General features: G+C 45.8%; 15 protein-coding genes. 7 read left to right on the top strand and 8 right to left on the bottom strand.

The features are described from left to right. The first annotated feature begins 23 nt into the window (after positions 1-23). Complete coding sequence (locus H735_RS19465; protein WP_020195475.1) at positions 24-1,376, top strand: AmpG family muropeptide MFS transporter; 1,353 nt, start codon at positions 24-26, stop codon at positions 1,374-1,376. A gap of 56 nt (positions 1,377-1,432) precedes the next feature. Here the strand turns inward: H735_RS19465 and H735_RS19460 are convergent, their stop codons facing one another. Genes H735_RS19460 through H735_RS19445 form a run of 4 tightly spaced genes read right to left on the bottom strand, consistent with a single transcriptional unit; the run spans position 1,433 to position 4,671 of the window. After that, positions 1,433-2,092 carry a ChrR family anti-sigma-E factor gene (locus H735_RS19460; protein WP_020195474.1) on the bottom strand — a complete coding sequence of 220 codons (660 nt, stop codon included), beginning with the start codon at positions 2,090-2,092 and terminating at the stop codon, positions 1,433-1,435. Beyond that, on the bottom strand, positions 2,089-2,673 hold the full coding sequence (locus H735_RS19455; RefSeq protein WP_005529413.1) for an RNA polymerase sigma factor: 585 nt from the start codon (positions 2,671-2,673) through the stop codon (positions 2,089-2,091). The genes H735_RS19460 and H735_RS19455 overlap by 4 nt, the downstream gene beginning before the upstream one ends. Before the next feature lie 46 nt (positions 2,674-2,719). Then, complete coding sequence (locus H735_RS19450; RefSeq protein WP_020195472.1) at positions 2,720-4,078, bottom strand: DUF4397 domain-containing protein; 1,359 nt, start codon at positions 4,076-4,078, stop codon at positions 2,720-2,722. Next, a complete protein-coding gene (locus H735_RS19445) occupies positions 4,075-4,671 on the bottom strand; it encodes an LON peptidase substrate-binding domain-containing protein (protein ID WP_020195471.1) in 597 nt (198 codons plus the stop codon). Before H735_RS19445 ends, H735_RS19450 begins: the two co-directional genes overlap by 4 nt. A 323-nt stretch (positions 4,672-4,994) precedes the next feature. Between H735_RS19445 and H735_RS19440 the strand changes: the two genes are divergently transcribed. The 4 genes from H735_RS19440 to csdA all read left to right on the top strand — a co-directional run bounded on the left by H735_RS19440 (position 4,995) and on the right by csdA (position 8,621). Continuing rightward, entirely contained in the window at positions 4,995-5,816 is an 822-nt protein-coding gene (locus tag H735_RS19440; RefSeq protein WP_012128732.1) for a nucleoside-specific channel-forming Tsx family protein, read from the top strand. Positions 5,817-5,923: 107 nt separating this feature from the next. Further along, positions 5,924-6,814: a 2-dehydropantoate 2-reductase gene (gene panE / locus H735_RS19435; RefSeq protein WP_020195470.1), complete on the top strand. Its 891-nt coding sequence runs from the start codon at positions 5,924-5,926 to the stop codon at positions 6,812-6,814. Further along, entirely contained in the window at positions 6,811-7,410 is a 600-nt protein-coding gene (locus tag H735_RS19430; RefSeq protein WP_005436618.1) for a DJ-1 family glyoxalase III, read from the top strand. Before panE ends, H735_RS19430 begins: the two co-directional genes overlap by 4 nt. Continuing rightward, on the top strand, positions 7,410-8,621 hold the full coding sequence (gene csdA, locus H735_RS19425) for a cysteine desulfurase CsdA (RefSeq protein WP_020195469.1): 1,212 nt from the start codon (positions 7,410-7,412) through the stop codon (positions 8,619-8,621). The genes H735_RS19430 and csdA overlap by 1 nt, the downstream gene beginning before the upstream one ends. Before the next feature lie 102 nt (positions 8,622-8,723). Here the strand turns inward: csdA and csdE are convergent, their stop codons facing one another. From csdE to H735_RS19405, 4 genes are all read right to left on the bottom strand, one after another. Then, positions 8,724-9,152, bottom strand: a complete 429-nt coding sequence (gene csdE / locus H735_RS19420) for a cysteine desulfurase sulfur acceptor subunit CsdE (protein WP_020195468.1) — start codon at positions 9,150-9,152, stop codon at positions 8,724-8,726. Between the two features lie 20 nt (positions 9,153-9,172). Then, complete coding sequence (tcdA, locus tag H735_RS19415) at positions 9,173-9,982, bottom strand: tRNA cyclic N6-threonylcarbamoyladenosine(37) synthase TcdA (protein ID WP_005427322.1); 810 nt, start codon at positions 9,980-9,982, stop codon at positions 9,173-9,175. A 102-nt stretch (positions 9,983-10,084) separates the two neighbouring features. Then, a complete protein-coding gene (gene mltA, locus H735_RS19410; protein WP_020195467.1) occupies positions 10,085-11,197 on the bottom strand; it encodes a murein transglycosylase A in 1,113 nt (370 codons plus the stop codon). Positions 11,198-11,479: 282 nt separating this feature from the next. Continuing rightward, positions 11,480-11,935: a DUF2850 domain-containing protein gene (locus H735_RS19405; RefSeq protein WP_005436607.1), complete on the bottom strand. Its 456-nt coding sequence runs from the start codon at positions 11,933-11,935 to the stop codon at positions 11,480-11,482. Between the two features lie 164 nt (positions 11,936-12,099). On the opposite strand from H735_RS19405, the gene argA reads away from it, so the two are divergent. Further along, entirely contained in the window at positions 12,100-13,437 is a 1,338-nt protein-coding gene (argA, locus tag H735_RS19400) for an amino-acid N-acetyltransferase (RefSeq protein WP_020195465.1), read from the top strand. 253 nt (positions 13,438-13,690) lie between these two features. After that, positions 13,691-13,876: a hypothetical protein gene (locus H735_RS19395; RefSeq protein WP_009707458.1), complete on the top strand. Its 186-nt coding sequence runs from the start codon at positions 13,691-13,693 to the stop codon at positions 13,874-13,876. The last annotated feature ends 35 nt before the right edge of the window (positions 13,877-13,911 follow it).

The following is a 13,911-nucleotide window of genomic DNA, read 5'->3' as shown; positions in this document are numbered from 1 at the left end:
GCTCTATTTTAACGGATTGATTTATGTCTTCATTACCTTCCATCACTTGGTTGGAAACGGTAAAAAGTTACCTCGATAAACGCCTGCTTTGGGTTTTCATGCTTGGCTGTTCCAGCGGCTTTCCATGGGTGCTTATCGGTTCAAATATGTCAGGCTGGCTGAAAGATGCTGGCTTAACACTTTCTGCAATCGGCTACTTTGGTAGTGTATTCGCGGTCTACGCGATCAACTTTCTGTGGGCGCCATTGGTCGATCGCGTCAAATTGCCTGTTTTGCATCGTTTGTTGGGACAGCGACGTAGTTGGATTTTCTTATGCCAAAGTATCGTCTTAGTTGCCACGCTGTTTATTGCCGGCGTAAACCCAGCAGAAAACCTGATGTTAACGTCACTTCTTGCGCTGTGTATTGCTACGGCTTCCGCAACACAAGATATTGCCATTGATGCCTTTCGTATCGATACTTTCCCTAAAACGGAGCAATCGAAGCTTCCGCAAGCTTCAGCTATGGCGGTGATTGGTTGGTGGACAGGTTATTCCTTACCGGGCTACTTAGCTTTCATCAACGCTGACAGTATCGGTTGGAACGGTGTCTACTACGGGATGGCGTTTATTGTCGTTTTACTGATGATTTTTACTCTATTGGTCGGTGAACCGAAAACTCAACGAGAGCAACTTCAATCTGAAGCGGAGCAACGCCATAAAGAGGTAGTTGGTTCTAAAGTAGTGGCTTGGTTTACTGTAACGGTTGTAGAACCCTTCTTAGACTTCTTTAACCGAAATGGCGTTCGTGTTGCCATCACCCTGCTTTTGTTTGTTTTCCTATTCAAGATTGGTGAAGCCTTCTTAGGACGTATGTCGATCGCCTTCTACAAAGAGATTGGTTTTAGCAACGAACAGATTGGTTACTACTCGAAACTGATTGGCTGGGGCGCGACCATGCTGTTCACCTTTGTTGGCAGCATGTTCAACGTTAAGTTTGGTATTGTACGTGGCCTGATGATTGGCGGTATCGCCATGGCGGCAAGTAACTTGATGTTTGCTTGGATTGCGAAGGTGGGCCCGAACGAACACTTGTTCCTAGCAACCATCATTGTCGATAACTTTACGACTGCTTTCTCGACCGTCGCTTTTGTTTCGTTCTTAACGATTTTGACTGGGCAAGCTTTCTCAGCGACTCAATACGCGTTACTAGCTTCACTGGGTAACTTTGGACGAACGACGCTGGCATCATTCAGCGGCGAATTAGTTGATTATCTGAATGACTGGACAACATTCTTTGCGATTACCGCAGTCATGGTCGTTCCAAGTTTGATCATGCTCTATTCTTTACGCCATTACTTTACCGAGCTACTCGAAAAAGCAAGGCAAAGAGACTAAAGAAAAACAGTTGAAAAAAACCACCGACTTCGGTGGTTTTTTTGACCGTTAAATATTTACGGGTACATTCCCTTGCCAAACATATTGAATATTCTGGCGACGCCTTGGGTGAAGATCATTGGCTCTGTCAACACAGTTAGACATAAGCAATCTTCGCCAGGCTTGGTGAATGGGCTATGTTTTACAGATGCATCTCGTACGAGTACATCCCCAACTTCGTAATGCCCGTCCTCATCACTGAAACCACCGTGTAAAACTAGCGTTGATTCCTGACCTTTATGCGTGTGCTGCGGAATTCTTACGTCTTCGCTGATGTACATCAGGTTGACGCGCGCTTCTTCCCCTAAATCAACTTGCGCACTGTAGACTTTACCCCCGTAGCTCTTCCATTCGCCCACCAAGTCTGAAAAACGGCTCAGTGTTTTCGGTAGTTTGAAATCTTTGCCTGCGACCATGACTTTGGCGACATCTCTAATGATGATGCTGTCAGACGTTGGTTCTGCAGTGATGATGTCGTTAAACATGCTATCGAACTCAGAGTCGTAAACAGATGGTATATCGTTCACCGCACTGGCCTGAGCCGCTTCTAGTTGATTGACATAAGCTCGGCATTTAGGGCAAGTTTCTAGGTGAGTGGCAACCACCAGACCAGAAACCGCATCAATACTTCCCGAAGCATATGCCTCTAACAATATTTTGTCTGGATGTTTGTTCATAATTGCTCCGTATGCATCGAATGCCTTAGCTTTTCTACCGCTAGCCTCAAGCGAGACTTTACGGTGCCCAAAGGTATGTCGAACAACTCTGCTACCTGTTGGTGTGGAAGTTCTTGAAGGTACACCGCTTGGAGTACTTCTCTTTGGTTTTTCGGCAGTATGTCTAAAAATTTGACTACCTGTTCTTTGAGCATGTCTTGCTCAGGTGAATAATGGTCAACCAAATCAGGTGGGTAGTAATCTGACGGCCAAATGTCATCAGAATGAATGTGTAAATCCTTACCTTTCTGTTTCCTTAAAAGATCGAAGCAAAGGTTACGGATGATGGTATAGATCCATGTCGACAAGGCACTTTTTGTGCCGTCATATAAATGAGCTTTTTGCCAAACAGTCGCCATGGTTTCTTGCACCATTTCCATTGCAACTTGCTCATTACCAACATGTTTGTAGGCGAACTGCTTAAGCTTTGGTGCATAAAAACGAAATACGAAGGCAAAAGCGTCTTTGTCTCGCGCTTTCACTTTGTCCATATAATCGTTCCATTCGCTTCGCCCGAGCTTTTGTGGGCTTTCACTCATCATAATCAGCCTTAATCATTGGGAGGAGTTTCCCCCTCCCCCTTTCGTCCTAGTCGGTGATGTCATCAACAATAAGATTGAAGCCACCGTTATTGCCATCATCAATGGCGACTACTTGATATACGACGCCGTTCATTACCGTTACAGGTGCAGAATCAATCGCTACTGTATTTGGGTCTCCCGCCACTGTCACAGTGACAAAATAAGAACCTTCGTCAACGTACACGCCTTGCACACTATCTTTATACGCGAAGTTTGCTATTGCTGGATCACTTCCGTCGATTCCTGCGCTGGTTGTGAGATAGATGTCTACCATTTCAGCCACTGGATTCGCTGCTGCGTGCGTAACATTTAACGTTGCGCTGGTTGCGACTGCACGGCGCATGTCTTCGACTACAAGCGGTTCGATTGCGATTGCAGGGTCTACAACGCCAACTGCATAGATGCTGTAATCCATACCGCCTTTCACTTCTAATCCGTCAACATCGATAATTGGATCCGTCGTTGTACCATCAACGAACACATCAATATCGTATGCTTTTGGCGCAAGGTCCAAGTAACCACGAATTTGTTTAAATTCCAGATCCGCAAGCGGAGCAAACGCAGCACCGTCAACATGAACATCAACAACAGGTGCACCATCTACTAAATGACCAACGCGCACTTCTGCTTGGCTTCCCGTATCTTCAAGTATAGAAGAGCCAGAACCATCCAATACCATTAACTTCACCGGAGAAGTGCTGTTGGAATCCCCCGTCTTGATAGCAGCAATCGTCAAGTTAGCATTGGCTGGAAGAGGAATGGTTCCCGAGTCAAACGCTACTGTGTCACCCACAGCTAGTCTCACTTGATAATCGCCTGCAGGAATATTCAGCACATCTGTCGACGCTTTATACGCTAGATTAGTAATCGGTGACGAGTCTGCTAACGCTGCACCGGGTTCAGTGACGTAAAGATCAACAGCTGGCACGCCAGAAGCAGCATGTACCACCTGAACATCTAAACTGTTTGCATCAGCCATGGAAGTCGCGCTTCGAGTCACGATAAGAGGTTCAACAGGGTTTGGTGTTCCAGAAGCGTCACCCACAACAAATGCGGTATAATTAAGATCCGAGTCCAGATCGAGCGTTGTTTTGTCTACGACCGTCGCGACATCTCCGCCTGGCAACTGCACATCAACCTGAACTGAGTTTGCCCCTTCAGGTAGCATCACGTAACCAGAGCCAACACCATAATCGACGCCCGTCAAAGCGGCTTGGTCGTTAATCCATACATTTGCAAGAGGCGCATCAGAAGAGGCATGTACCGCTTGCAAATTCGAATACTCAATCGAGTCACTGTCTGACCCGCACGCAGCAATCCCTAGCACAGCAACCAAAGTTACTGCAGTTTTTGTAAGTCCTTTCATATCCTAGTCTCTCTTTGAAGTGGGGCTTCTATGGCATCATTAAGAAAGTGCAGTGCAGGAAGACAATCTTCTGCTCCAACCAACTGCTCAAACAGCTCACAATCTAGTGGGAGAAGTTCAAGCCATCTTTGGGCGACCCATGATGGATCGTCGTAAAAGCGGTGTTGGTAAAGCGTCCCTAATTGAGGAAATTGTTCGTACACATGAGCGAGTTGATGACTTAAATAGAGGAAGTCGGGATGAGACCTTGGCTCTTGCCAATTATCTAACCACTCTACTTCCGCGTGGCGAAGGCCATCAGAATCAGCCCTCACCCTTTTGACAATAAAACGTCTCTCTCCCGCTACGGTGATGCCAAGAAGCCCATCACTGAGTGTTTCAAAATCAACGATGGTGACCAAGGTTCCGATGGATGACACGTTTCCCACAGCTTTCGGATCGCCGTCATTACCAACGAGACAAACGCCAAAACCTGAATCTTGGAGGCTGCATTCTTTCACCATGCGTTTGTATCTAGGTTCAAAAATACGCAGATTCATTTTGCCTTCTGGTAAAACGACTGAGGTTAATGGGAATAACATGACTTCTTTCATTCAAACGTCCTCTTTGGTTCCTCAACTGATACGAATGGCCTATTAGTCAGATCACTAACGATTTGTGTTGGTTAATCGACTGGCTTAAAAAGTCATAAAAACGATTACGCAAACGACATACGTCACATATTTATTGCAAATCAATGCAACAAACAAAAAGTTCCGTGAAATAAACTTGTTTCGTGACAAGGCTCACGAAAAACCTTCATTTTTGCATCCTTTATCACTTTCATTTGGGATTTTTATCGCTATTATTCCCGCCAATTGGAAAGCGCAGCACAGATTGCGTGTTCTGAATCATTACAAACATAGAGAGTCCCCTTATGCGTAAATCACTTTTAGCTCTTAGCCTTCTAGCGGCTACTTCAGCTCCAGTTATGGCTGCTGACTACTCAGACGGCGATATCCACAAGAACGATTACAAGTGGATGCAGTTCAACCTAATGGGTGCATTCGATGAGAAAGGTGCAGGTCCAGAATCTAGCCACGATTACCTAGAGATGGAATTCGGCGGTCGCTCTGGTATCTTCGACCTATACGGTTACGTTGACGTATTCAACCTAGCTTCTGACCCGGGCAGCGACAAAGCTGGCGCAGAAAAAATCTTCATGAAGTTCGCTCCACGTATGTCTCTGGACGCACTAACTGGTAAAGACCTGTCTTTCGGTCCAGTTCAAGAGCTATACGTTGCAACTCTTATGGAATGGGGTGGTAACTCTGGCGTAAACAACCAAAAAATCGGTCTAGGTTCTGACGTAATGGTTCCTTGGTTGGGTAAAGTAGGCCTAAACCTATACGGTTCATACTACGGCAACAACAAAGATTGGAACGGTTTCCAAATCTCGACTAACTGGTTCAAACCATTCTACTTCTTCGAGAACGGTTCATTCATTTCTTACCAAGGTTACATCGATTACCAATTTGGTATGGAAGACAAAGAAGGCAACAAGTTCAACACTAACACGTCAAACGGCGGTGCTATGTTTAACGGTATTTACTGGCACTCTGATCGTTTCGCAGTTGGTTACGGCCTGAAACTATACAAAGACGTATACGGCTTTGAAGATGGTAAAGCACTACCATGGACTCAAACTGTTGACTCTTCAGGCGTAGCACACTACGTTGCTGTAACTTACAAGTTCTAATAGAACCGATAAGTTCCCCAAAAATGGCGCCTCTTGGTGCCATTTTTATTTGCTTTCCTTTTTTCCCTCATTATCCTTGCAGCAAACCTTTTTAATGAGAGCGTTTGGTGAATATTCTCATCTTAGGTCCAGGAGCCGTTGGCTCACTTTGGGCAACTAAATTCAAACTTGCTGGACACAATGTTTCCTTGTGGGGAAGAAGCTCAAACAGCGAGCAGTCGCTCCAACTTGATGACCATCCAGCAATCAATTTTTCTAATCAGCACATCCCTTCTGTTCAAAGTGCAGATCTGATTGTTGTGACAGTAAAAGCATGGCAAGTGGAAACCGCGATTAAGCCTCTTCTTCCTTATATCAACACTGACACCATCATAATGTTGATGCACAACGGAATGGGAACCGCACAACTCATCGAAACCAAACTTGCTGATAACCCATTAATCGTTGCCACAACAACACACGGTGCTTACAAAGCAAGTAAAGAGCAGGTTCTGCATACTGGTCAGGGAAATACTCAACTAGGTGGCTTTAATACTAAAGGTGCTCAATGTGACTTCTTAGCGGAGGTGATGAATCACGCTTTGCCAGAGGTGAATTGGAACCCAAATATCAACGCCGCACTGTGGACCAAGCTTGCGATCAACTGTGCTATCAACCCCCTGACGGCCATTCATCAATGTAAAAATGGTGAGCTTGCCGCTCCCGAATTTGCCACCGAGTTGGCGAACATCGCTCGCGAGTTGGTAGAGGTAATGAATAAAGAAGGGATAAAGGTCGATTTTGATTCTCTTCACACCACTGTTATGCAAGTGGTGAACGCAACAGCAGCCAACTACTCTTCAATGAGACAAGATGTTTATCACCAGCGTCGCACCGAAATTGATTTTATTACCGGCTATTTGCTGAAAGCTGCTGAAAAGCATCACATTAGTACGCCAGAGAACGCCAAACTCTATCAACGCATCAAACAGATTGAACAAAGCTGGACAGAACAATGAATAAAAAGATCTTAGTACCTATCGCGCCGGGCACAGAAGAAATGGAAGCAGTAACCGTTATCGACTTGATGGTTCGAGCAGGCTATGACGTCACAGTCGCAAGCGCAGATTTCGATGGTGCACTAACTATGAAAGCGTCTCGAGGCGTGACACTTACCGCGGATTGCAAGCTGGTCGATATTGCCGATGACGAGTTTGATGCGATTGTTCTGTCTGGTGGTGTTGGAGGCGCAGAAACCTTCCGTGATAGCACCATCATGATTGAGATCCTGAAACAGCACATGTACGAAGGTAAGCTGGTTGCGGCAATTTGTGCAGCTCCTGCCTTGGTTTTGCAACATCACAACCTTTACCCAGAAGCCTTGATGACATGCCATCCAAGCTTCCAATCTCATATTCCGGAAGACAAATGGCGAGCTAAACGTGTCACCATGGATGTGAATCACAACCTACTGACAAGTCAGGGACCAGGAACCGCACTTGAGTTCGCGATGGAAATCATTATCAAACTTTCTGGTAAAGAGCATGGATGGATGGTCGCAGAGCCGTTAGTTACTATCCCGACACTGCATTATCACGAATTCGGTGACGAATAATGTTTGACGTAAACGCTGTACGCGAACAGTTCCCAGCCCTAAATCAAGACGTAAACCAATCGCCTTTGGTTTACCTTGATAGCTCAGCAACAACGCAAAAACCGCAGTGCGTGATTGATGTGATTAGCCGTTACTACAGTGCACAAAATGCTAACGTGCACCGTGGCAGTCACAGCTTAACAGCCAACGCGACCAGCCAATTTGAAGCGGCTCGTGAAACTGTTGCGAATTTTATTGGGGCGAGCAGTTCAAAAGAAATCATTTGGACTCGAGGCGCAACCGAAGCACTAAATCTCATCGCGCAAACTTATGCTCGTAGCACACTCCAATCGGGTGATGAAATCTTAATCAGTGAAATGGAACATCACGCCAACATCGTGCCTTGGCAAATTGTCGCGGAGCAAACGGGCGCGAAAATCGTTAAAGTTCCGATGACCTCCGATTGCCAATTCGACATCAATGCGTTTGAAGCAGTGTTGTCGGAGCGCTGTAAAATCGTAGCGTGTGCACAAATCACCAATGTGACGGGCTCTCGTCAACCTATCGAGAAAATCATCGCCATGGCACATGCGGTAGGCGCTGTTGTTGTTGTCGATGGTGCACAAGGTATTGTTCATGAACAGTTGAACTTGGCAGAGCTCGATGTCGACTTTTATGTCTTCTCTGGCCACAAGCTGTATGCACCTGCTGGGATTGGCGTACTGTATGGCAAGCTTGAACTGTTAGAAGCGATGCCACCATGGCACGGCGGCGGCAAAATGGTTGAAAGAGTCTCGTTCGAGAAGACTACCTTCTCTGCCTTGCCAGGTAAGTTTGAAGCGGGTACACCGAACGTCGCCGGCGCGATTGCGCTAGCGAAAGCCATCGATTGGTACCAAGGCTTCGATCAAACCGCAGTAGAGGCACATCTGCATTCTCTGCAGAACAAGGCTTACCAAGCACTAAGCCAATTGGATGACATTCAAATCCTCGGTTATCAGCCGAATGCTTCAGTGCTTACTTTTGTAATGGATGGCGTTCACCACCAAGACATTGCAACGCTGCTTGATCAACAAGGTATCGCTGTTCGTGCAGGGCATCACTGTGCTCATCCTCTGATGGATGCGCTTAACGTCAAAGGCACGGTGCGCGTTTCTTTTGGCATCTACAATACGTTAGAAGATGTTGAGAAGCTGATTGCAGCAGTCGAGAAAGCGGTCGATATGCTTTAACAATAAAAATACCACTGTAGATTTATAGAAAAAGGGTTGAAACCGTTGGGCTTCAACCCTTTTTCTTTATTCTGTTCTTTGTGCGATTTTAACTAACGCCAACTACTGAGCCTGCATTTTGATCTGCTCAACAATCGCTTTCAAACCATTGCCACGCGATGGGCTTAGGTGAGCAATTAAACCCAACTTTTCAAAGTAAGCATCAATATCAAACACTTGGATTTGCTCTGCCGTTTTGCCATCGTAAGCCGCCATCACCAAGGCAATTAGACCACGAACGATACGCGCATCAGAATCAGCACAGAAGTGCCATACACCTTCTTGCTCTTTACTTACCAACCATACTAGGCTTTCACAACCAGATACGGTTACTTGCTCTGATTTAAGCTCTTCAGGCATTTGAGGCAGCTTTTTACCCCATTGAATCACCTGACGGTAGCGGTCTTCCCAACCTTTAAATTGCTGCATGGTTGCGGCGATGTCTTCACTGGTGATGTCAGTGCCAAACGGCGAGACAGGAAAATCAGTCATGATGCGCTCTCTTCTCTGAATTACTTCTTATGCTTTTGAATCAGCTTTTCAACGATGCGTGATACCGCAACAAAACCGAACGTTGCAGTTACAACCGTCGCCGCGCCAAAACCACTCGCACAGTCCATACGTTTTGGACCTTCTGCTGTCGATTTCACGCCACATACTGAACCATCGGCTTGTGGGTACTTCAATTGCTCGGTGGAGAACACACAATCGATACCAAACTTACGCGCTGGATTTTTCGGGAAGTTATGATGACGACGCAATGTGTCTTTGATCTTCTTAGCCAGTGGATCTTGGATAGTCTTAGTCAGATCCGCCACCATGATTTGGGTTGGATCGATTTGACCACCAGCACCGCCGGTTGTGATCACTTTGATCTTATTGCTACGACAGTAAGCCAGTAGAGACGCCTTTGCTTTTACGCTATCGATCGCATCCAACACGTAATCGAACTCTTTGCTCAAGTACTCGTGCTGGTTATCTGGCGTGATGAAATCGTCAATCAGATTGACCTTACACTCTGGGTTAATCAGCTTAACGCGCTCTGCCATCACTTCAATTTTGCTTTGACCAACCGTACCAGTCATCGCATGAATTTGACGGTTAATGTTGGTCACACACACGTCATCCATATCGATAAGCGTCAACTCACCAATACCAGTACGTGCGAGCGCTTCTACCGCCCATGAACCGACACCACCAATACCAATCACACACACGTGTGCAGCACGAAGGATTTCTACTTCGCTGTTGCCGTAGAGACGACGAGTGCCACCAAAACGTTGGTTATAGCTGTCAGATGCCGGAGTATCGAGTTCACGCATATTGAAGTTCCAGATGATCGATAGAAAAACAAAGAGTGCGACTTATACGCACTCTTTGAGGAAATGTCTAGATGATGAGAGGTGATTCCTCTCGCTAGGCGGCTATTGTAACTTCTCTGGCGGCAAAGCCCAAGGTGCTTGCGTTGGCGTGTTTTCCAAGCCCAACTTCCACACTCGACCAAAGTGCTTGTAGTGACCCGCTTCTGTACCGGCACGTGGTCCCATACCGTGGTATAGGTCAAGATGGTTCTGCTTCACCGCGCCGCCAGTGTCTAACACAATAAGAAGACGAAGCTGGTGCGCCCCACTCCATGTACCGTCTTTATTAAGCAATGGCACTTCCGCCAAAATTGGCGTGCCCATAGGTAGAATCGAGCGGTCGCCTGCTACCGATGCCATTGGTAATAGTGGAATACCTGCAGAGCCCGTTACTGGCGCATCCGCTTGTGGAGCAAAGAATACATAAGAAGGGTTTTGCTCTAGCAACTCACGAACCGTTGCTTCATCATTCTTCATCACCCAGTCTTTGATGGCTTTGAGTGACATCTCTTCACGTGGCACTTCACCACGCTCAATTAGAATTCGGCCAATACTCACGTACGCTTTATTGTTCTTGCCTGCGTAAGCAAAGTATTCCAGCGTATCGTCATCTTCGAAATGAACAAAGCCACTGCCTTGCACTTCCATCATGAATGGATCAATACGGTTTGGTGCGTAACCCAATACCAGACCTTGTCCCTCAAGCGCACCGTTATAAATTTCCGCACGTGTTGGGCAATCAGAGCTACATTTTGGCTTGCCGTAAACCGGGTACTTATATGTTTCATTCGGTTGATGACGCAATTCCATCACAGGAGAGAAATAGCCTGTGAACAACACGTTGCCCTTCTTATCACCACCACCAAGCTGCGCGGCTTGAATGCCGTAAGCACTGAGCGCAGTCGTGTCACCACTCTGCAATGCCCATTCACTCAACTTCTCGTAAAGTGGCTGATACATTTTTGCCATTGAAGGCGACTTAGTCACAACCTGTTCTGCTTGTTTGTTGAACTCAGTGAAATCTTGTGGCTTGTTGGATTCAACGACATCAGCTTTGTTCAAGATATGCGAAAACTCGCCATCGTAATCTTGCTTAGCAAGTAGGTTTTGTTCTGGCTCAGCCGCACAACCAAATAGCAGACTTAAAGAGACAATAGGAAGGAGTTTTTTAAACACGTGTTTTTTCCATAAAAGAAGATAGCAAAAGGATGGCAAACAAATGCAAACGACGCAATTGAAAAGCTGCGACAAAGTGTATCAGCGATAAGGCGAAGGCTTGGTTTGCTGCCAATTTATCCATTTAAACTGGGTTGAGGATAATAACAGCAATGTAATCAAACGATTGTCCGGACAATGTCTGATGGAAGTGGCAGGAATTTTAAGATACCCGAAAACGCCAGCCCTCTCACACTGAGACCCAGCGAGCAGTTATAGAAAGAATCTTACGAATATGAAGCGCTAGCGAATAGCTAGGTTCGAATGACCTTCTAGGTGAAAAACGGGCAGATAGTGGGCATTTGAATCCAACTTCATTTCAGAATGATGCTGATCGAGGAAGTCAAATCGACGCACTGTAGAGCCGACCTTATAAGAAAGCGTATCACCATCAAATTCGAAATCCGTCGCCACGGTTGACCCTCTCACCGTTACACCACGCTCACTAAGAATAAACTCTTCACGAGCATATGGCGCCACGTCTTGCTCTACCCACTTGCCATAAATCACAGACTTAGAAACTGGTGGATTGATATAGCGTGTGATCAAATCACCATACATCATAAATACAACTATCGTTCCTACGATCGCCGTTAGCATAAGCGAACGTTCGATCCATTTACGAAGTGGCGATTTTGTAGAGATATTTTGCTCTGATTGAGCAGCGATCGCAGCATTCTTATTTACAACTGAAGACATGAGGCTCACGTGTTTGAACTAGACGGGAACATTGTACCCCCATCGACCAAACACAACCAAGCATCACGCTCACGATGTTTGTGCTTTATTCCAAAAAATTACCTTGCTAACCTTTGAATAAAAAGACAATATTAAAGCATAAATAAACACAAGGAATGGCTGTAGTGAAAATTCGTAGTACTGCTCTGGTTAAAGGATTCCGTCAATCCACACCTTATGTGAATGCTCACCGTGGAAAAACCATGGTATTAATGCTAGGAGGTGAAGCGGTTGCCGATAAAAACTTTGGTAACATTATCAATGATATTGCTTTAATGCACAGCCTTGGTATTAAAGTCGTCGTTATTTATGGTGCCAGACCACAGATCAACCAACTACTAGAAAAACAAGACCTTACTACGCCATACCACAAAAACGTTCGAATCACAGATGAAGCTGCGCTTTCGGTAGTTATGCAAGCCGCAGGACAGCTTCAACTGGCCATTACCGCGCGCTTATCCATGAGCCTTAACAACACGCCAATGGCGGGTACCCAGCTTAACGTTGTGAGCGGCAACTTTGTCATTGCTCAGCCACTCGGTGTGGATGACGGTGTCGACTATTGCCACAGCGGACGCATTCGTCGAATCGATACCGATGCAATCCACCGCACCCTCAATCAAGGCTCAATTGTATTACTCGGCCCAATCGCCAGCTCAGTGACAGGGGAATGCTTCAACCTTCCCTCAGAAGAAGTCGCGACTCAGCTAGCGATTAAGCTTGGTGCGGATAAATTGATTGGCTTCTGCTCTGAGCAAGGGGTTATTGATGATAATGGTAACGCCGTCGCGGAATTGTTCCCTATTGAAGCCGAGCATGTCATCACAAAACTCATGGCTGACACCTCACCAGATTCCGACTATAACTCTGGAACATTACGTTTTCTCAAAGGCTCGATTTCGGCTTGCCGTGCTGGTGTGCCAAGAAGCCACCTAATCAGTTACAAAGTTGATGGCGCACTCATCCAAGAATTGTTCTCTTTCGATGGTATCGGTACACAGGTTGTAATGGCCAGTGCCGAGCAGGTACGTGAAGCGGACATCGATGATATTGGCGGTATTTTAGACCTGATTCGCCCATTAGAAGAACAAGGCGTGCTAGTAAGACGCTCTCGCGAACAACTTGAGCAAGAAATCAATAAGTTCACCATCATTGAAAAAGACGGCTTGATCATCGGTTGTGCGGCTTTGTACCCATATATCGAAGAGCAAAAAGCAGAGATGGCTTGTGTGGCGATCCACCCAGACTATCGTGATGGAAACCGTGGGTTATTGCTACTGAACTATATGAAGCATCGTTCAAAATCAGACAACATCAATCAGATCTTTGTGCTGACCACACACAGCCTGCATTGGTTTAGAGAACAAGGCTTCTATGAAGTGAATGTTGATTACCTTCCGGGAGCAAAACAAGGGCTGTATAACTTCCAACGTAAATCGAAGATTCTGGCATTAGATCTCTGAAGAATAACAAAACGTTATTTATTCAGTGTCTATATCATTATGCAAAGCTTTACATTGACATTGGTCGCAATTTAACCTTTTCAATATACACATGGTTGGTTATACTCTGCGCGACAAACGGTTGGTTTTTAATCAACTTACAAATGGATCTAGGTGAATATTGTTCACCCTAAAGTGCAGAGCGAGCTCCATCGCGCTGCATGACGCATCAAGGACAGTTGTTACTCTTAAAATGAATAAGATGAGCACTGTTATGAGAACCATTATTTGCAATTCACTTCAAAGCTTTTGGGATATGGCGGATAACCATTTTCTGGAAGGGCTCGACGTCCATTGCGTATTCCCCGTCAATGACGCCATTAAAGATTTTATCTTGGCTTACCAACAGCAGTACAAAATTCGCAGCGTGTCATTTACCAATGCGTTTACACAAAATTAAAAAAGACCGAGCATCACGCTCTAATGCCGTTCACT

The sequence above is a fragment of the Vibrio owensii CAIM 1854 = LMG 25443 genome (genome assembly GCF_000817815.1).
GTDB lineage: Bacteria > Pseudomonadota > Gammaproteobacteria > Enterobacterales > Vibrionaceae > Vibrio > Vibrio owensii.
Note: the sequence above shows the minus strand (reverse complement) of the source record. Positions and strands in the feature narration are given on the sequence as shown.

Coding starts and splice junctions, on each gene's coding strand:
- H735_RS19465 (WP_020195475.1), top strand. CDS start 24: ATGTCTTCATTACCTTCCATCACTTGGTTGGAAACGGTAAAAAGTTAC.
- H735_RS19450 (WP_020195472.1), bottom strand. CDS start 4,078: ATGAAAGGACTTACAAAAACTGCAGTAACTTTGGTTGCTGTGCTAGGG.
- H735_RS19405 (WP_005436607.1), bottom strand. CDS start 11,935: ATGTCTTCAGTTGTAAATAAGAATGCTGCGATCGCTGCTCAATCAGAG.
- H735_RS19455 (WP_005529413.1), bottom strand. CDS start 2,673: ATGATGAGTGAAAGCCCACAAAAGCTCGGGCGAAGCGAATGGAACGAT.
- csdE (WP_020195468.1), bottom strand. CDS start 9,152: ATGACTGATTTTCCTGTCTCGCCGTTTGGCACTGACATCACCAGTGAA.
- H735_RS19395 (WP_009707458.1), top strand. CDS start 13,691: ATGAGAACCATTATTTGCAATTCACTTCAAAGCTTTTGGGATATGGCG.
- H735_RS19430 (WP_005436618.1), top strand. CDS start 6,811: ATGAATAAAAAGATCTTAGTACCTATCGCGCCGGGCACAGAAGAAATG.
- H735_RS19460 (WP_020195474.1), bottom strand. CDS start 2,092: ATGAACAAACATCCAGACAAAATATTGTTAGAGGCATATGCTTCGGGA.
- csdA (WP_020195469.1), top strand. CDS start 7,410: ATGTTTGACGTAAACGCTGTACGCGAACAGTTCCCAGCCCTAAATCAA.
- H735_RS19440 (WP_012128732.1), top strand. CDS start 4,995: ATGCGTAAATCACTTTTAGCTCTTAGCCTTCTAGCGGCTACTTCAGCT.
- tcdA (WP_005427322.1), bottom strand. CDS start 9,982: ATGCGTGAACTCGATACTCCGGCATCTGACAGCTATAACCAACGTTTT.
- H735_RS19445 (WP_020195471.1), bottom strand. CDS start 4,671: ATGAAAGAAGTCATGTTATTCCCATTAACCTCAGTCGTTTTACCAGAA.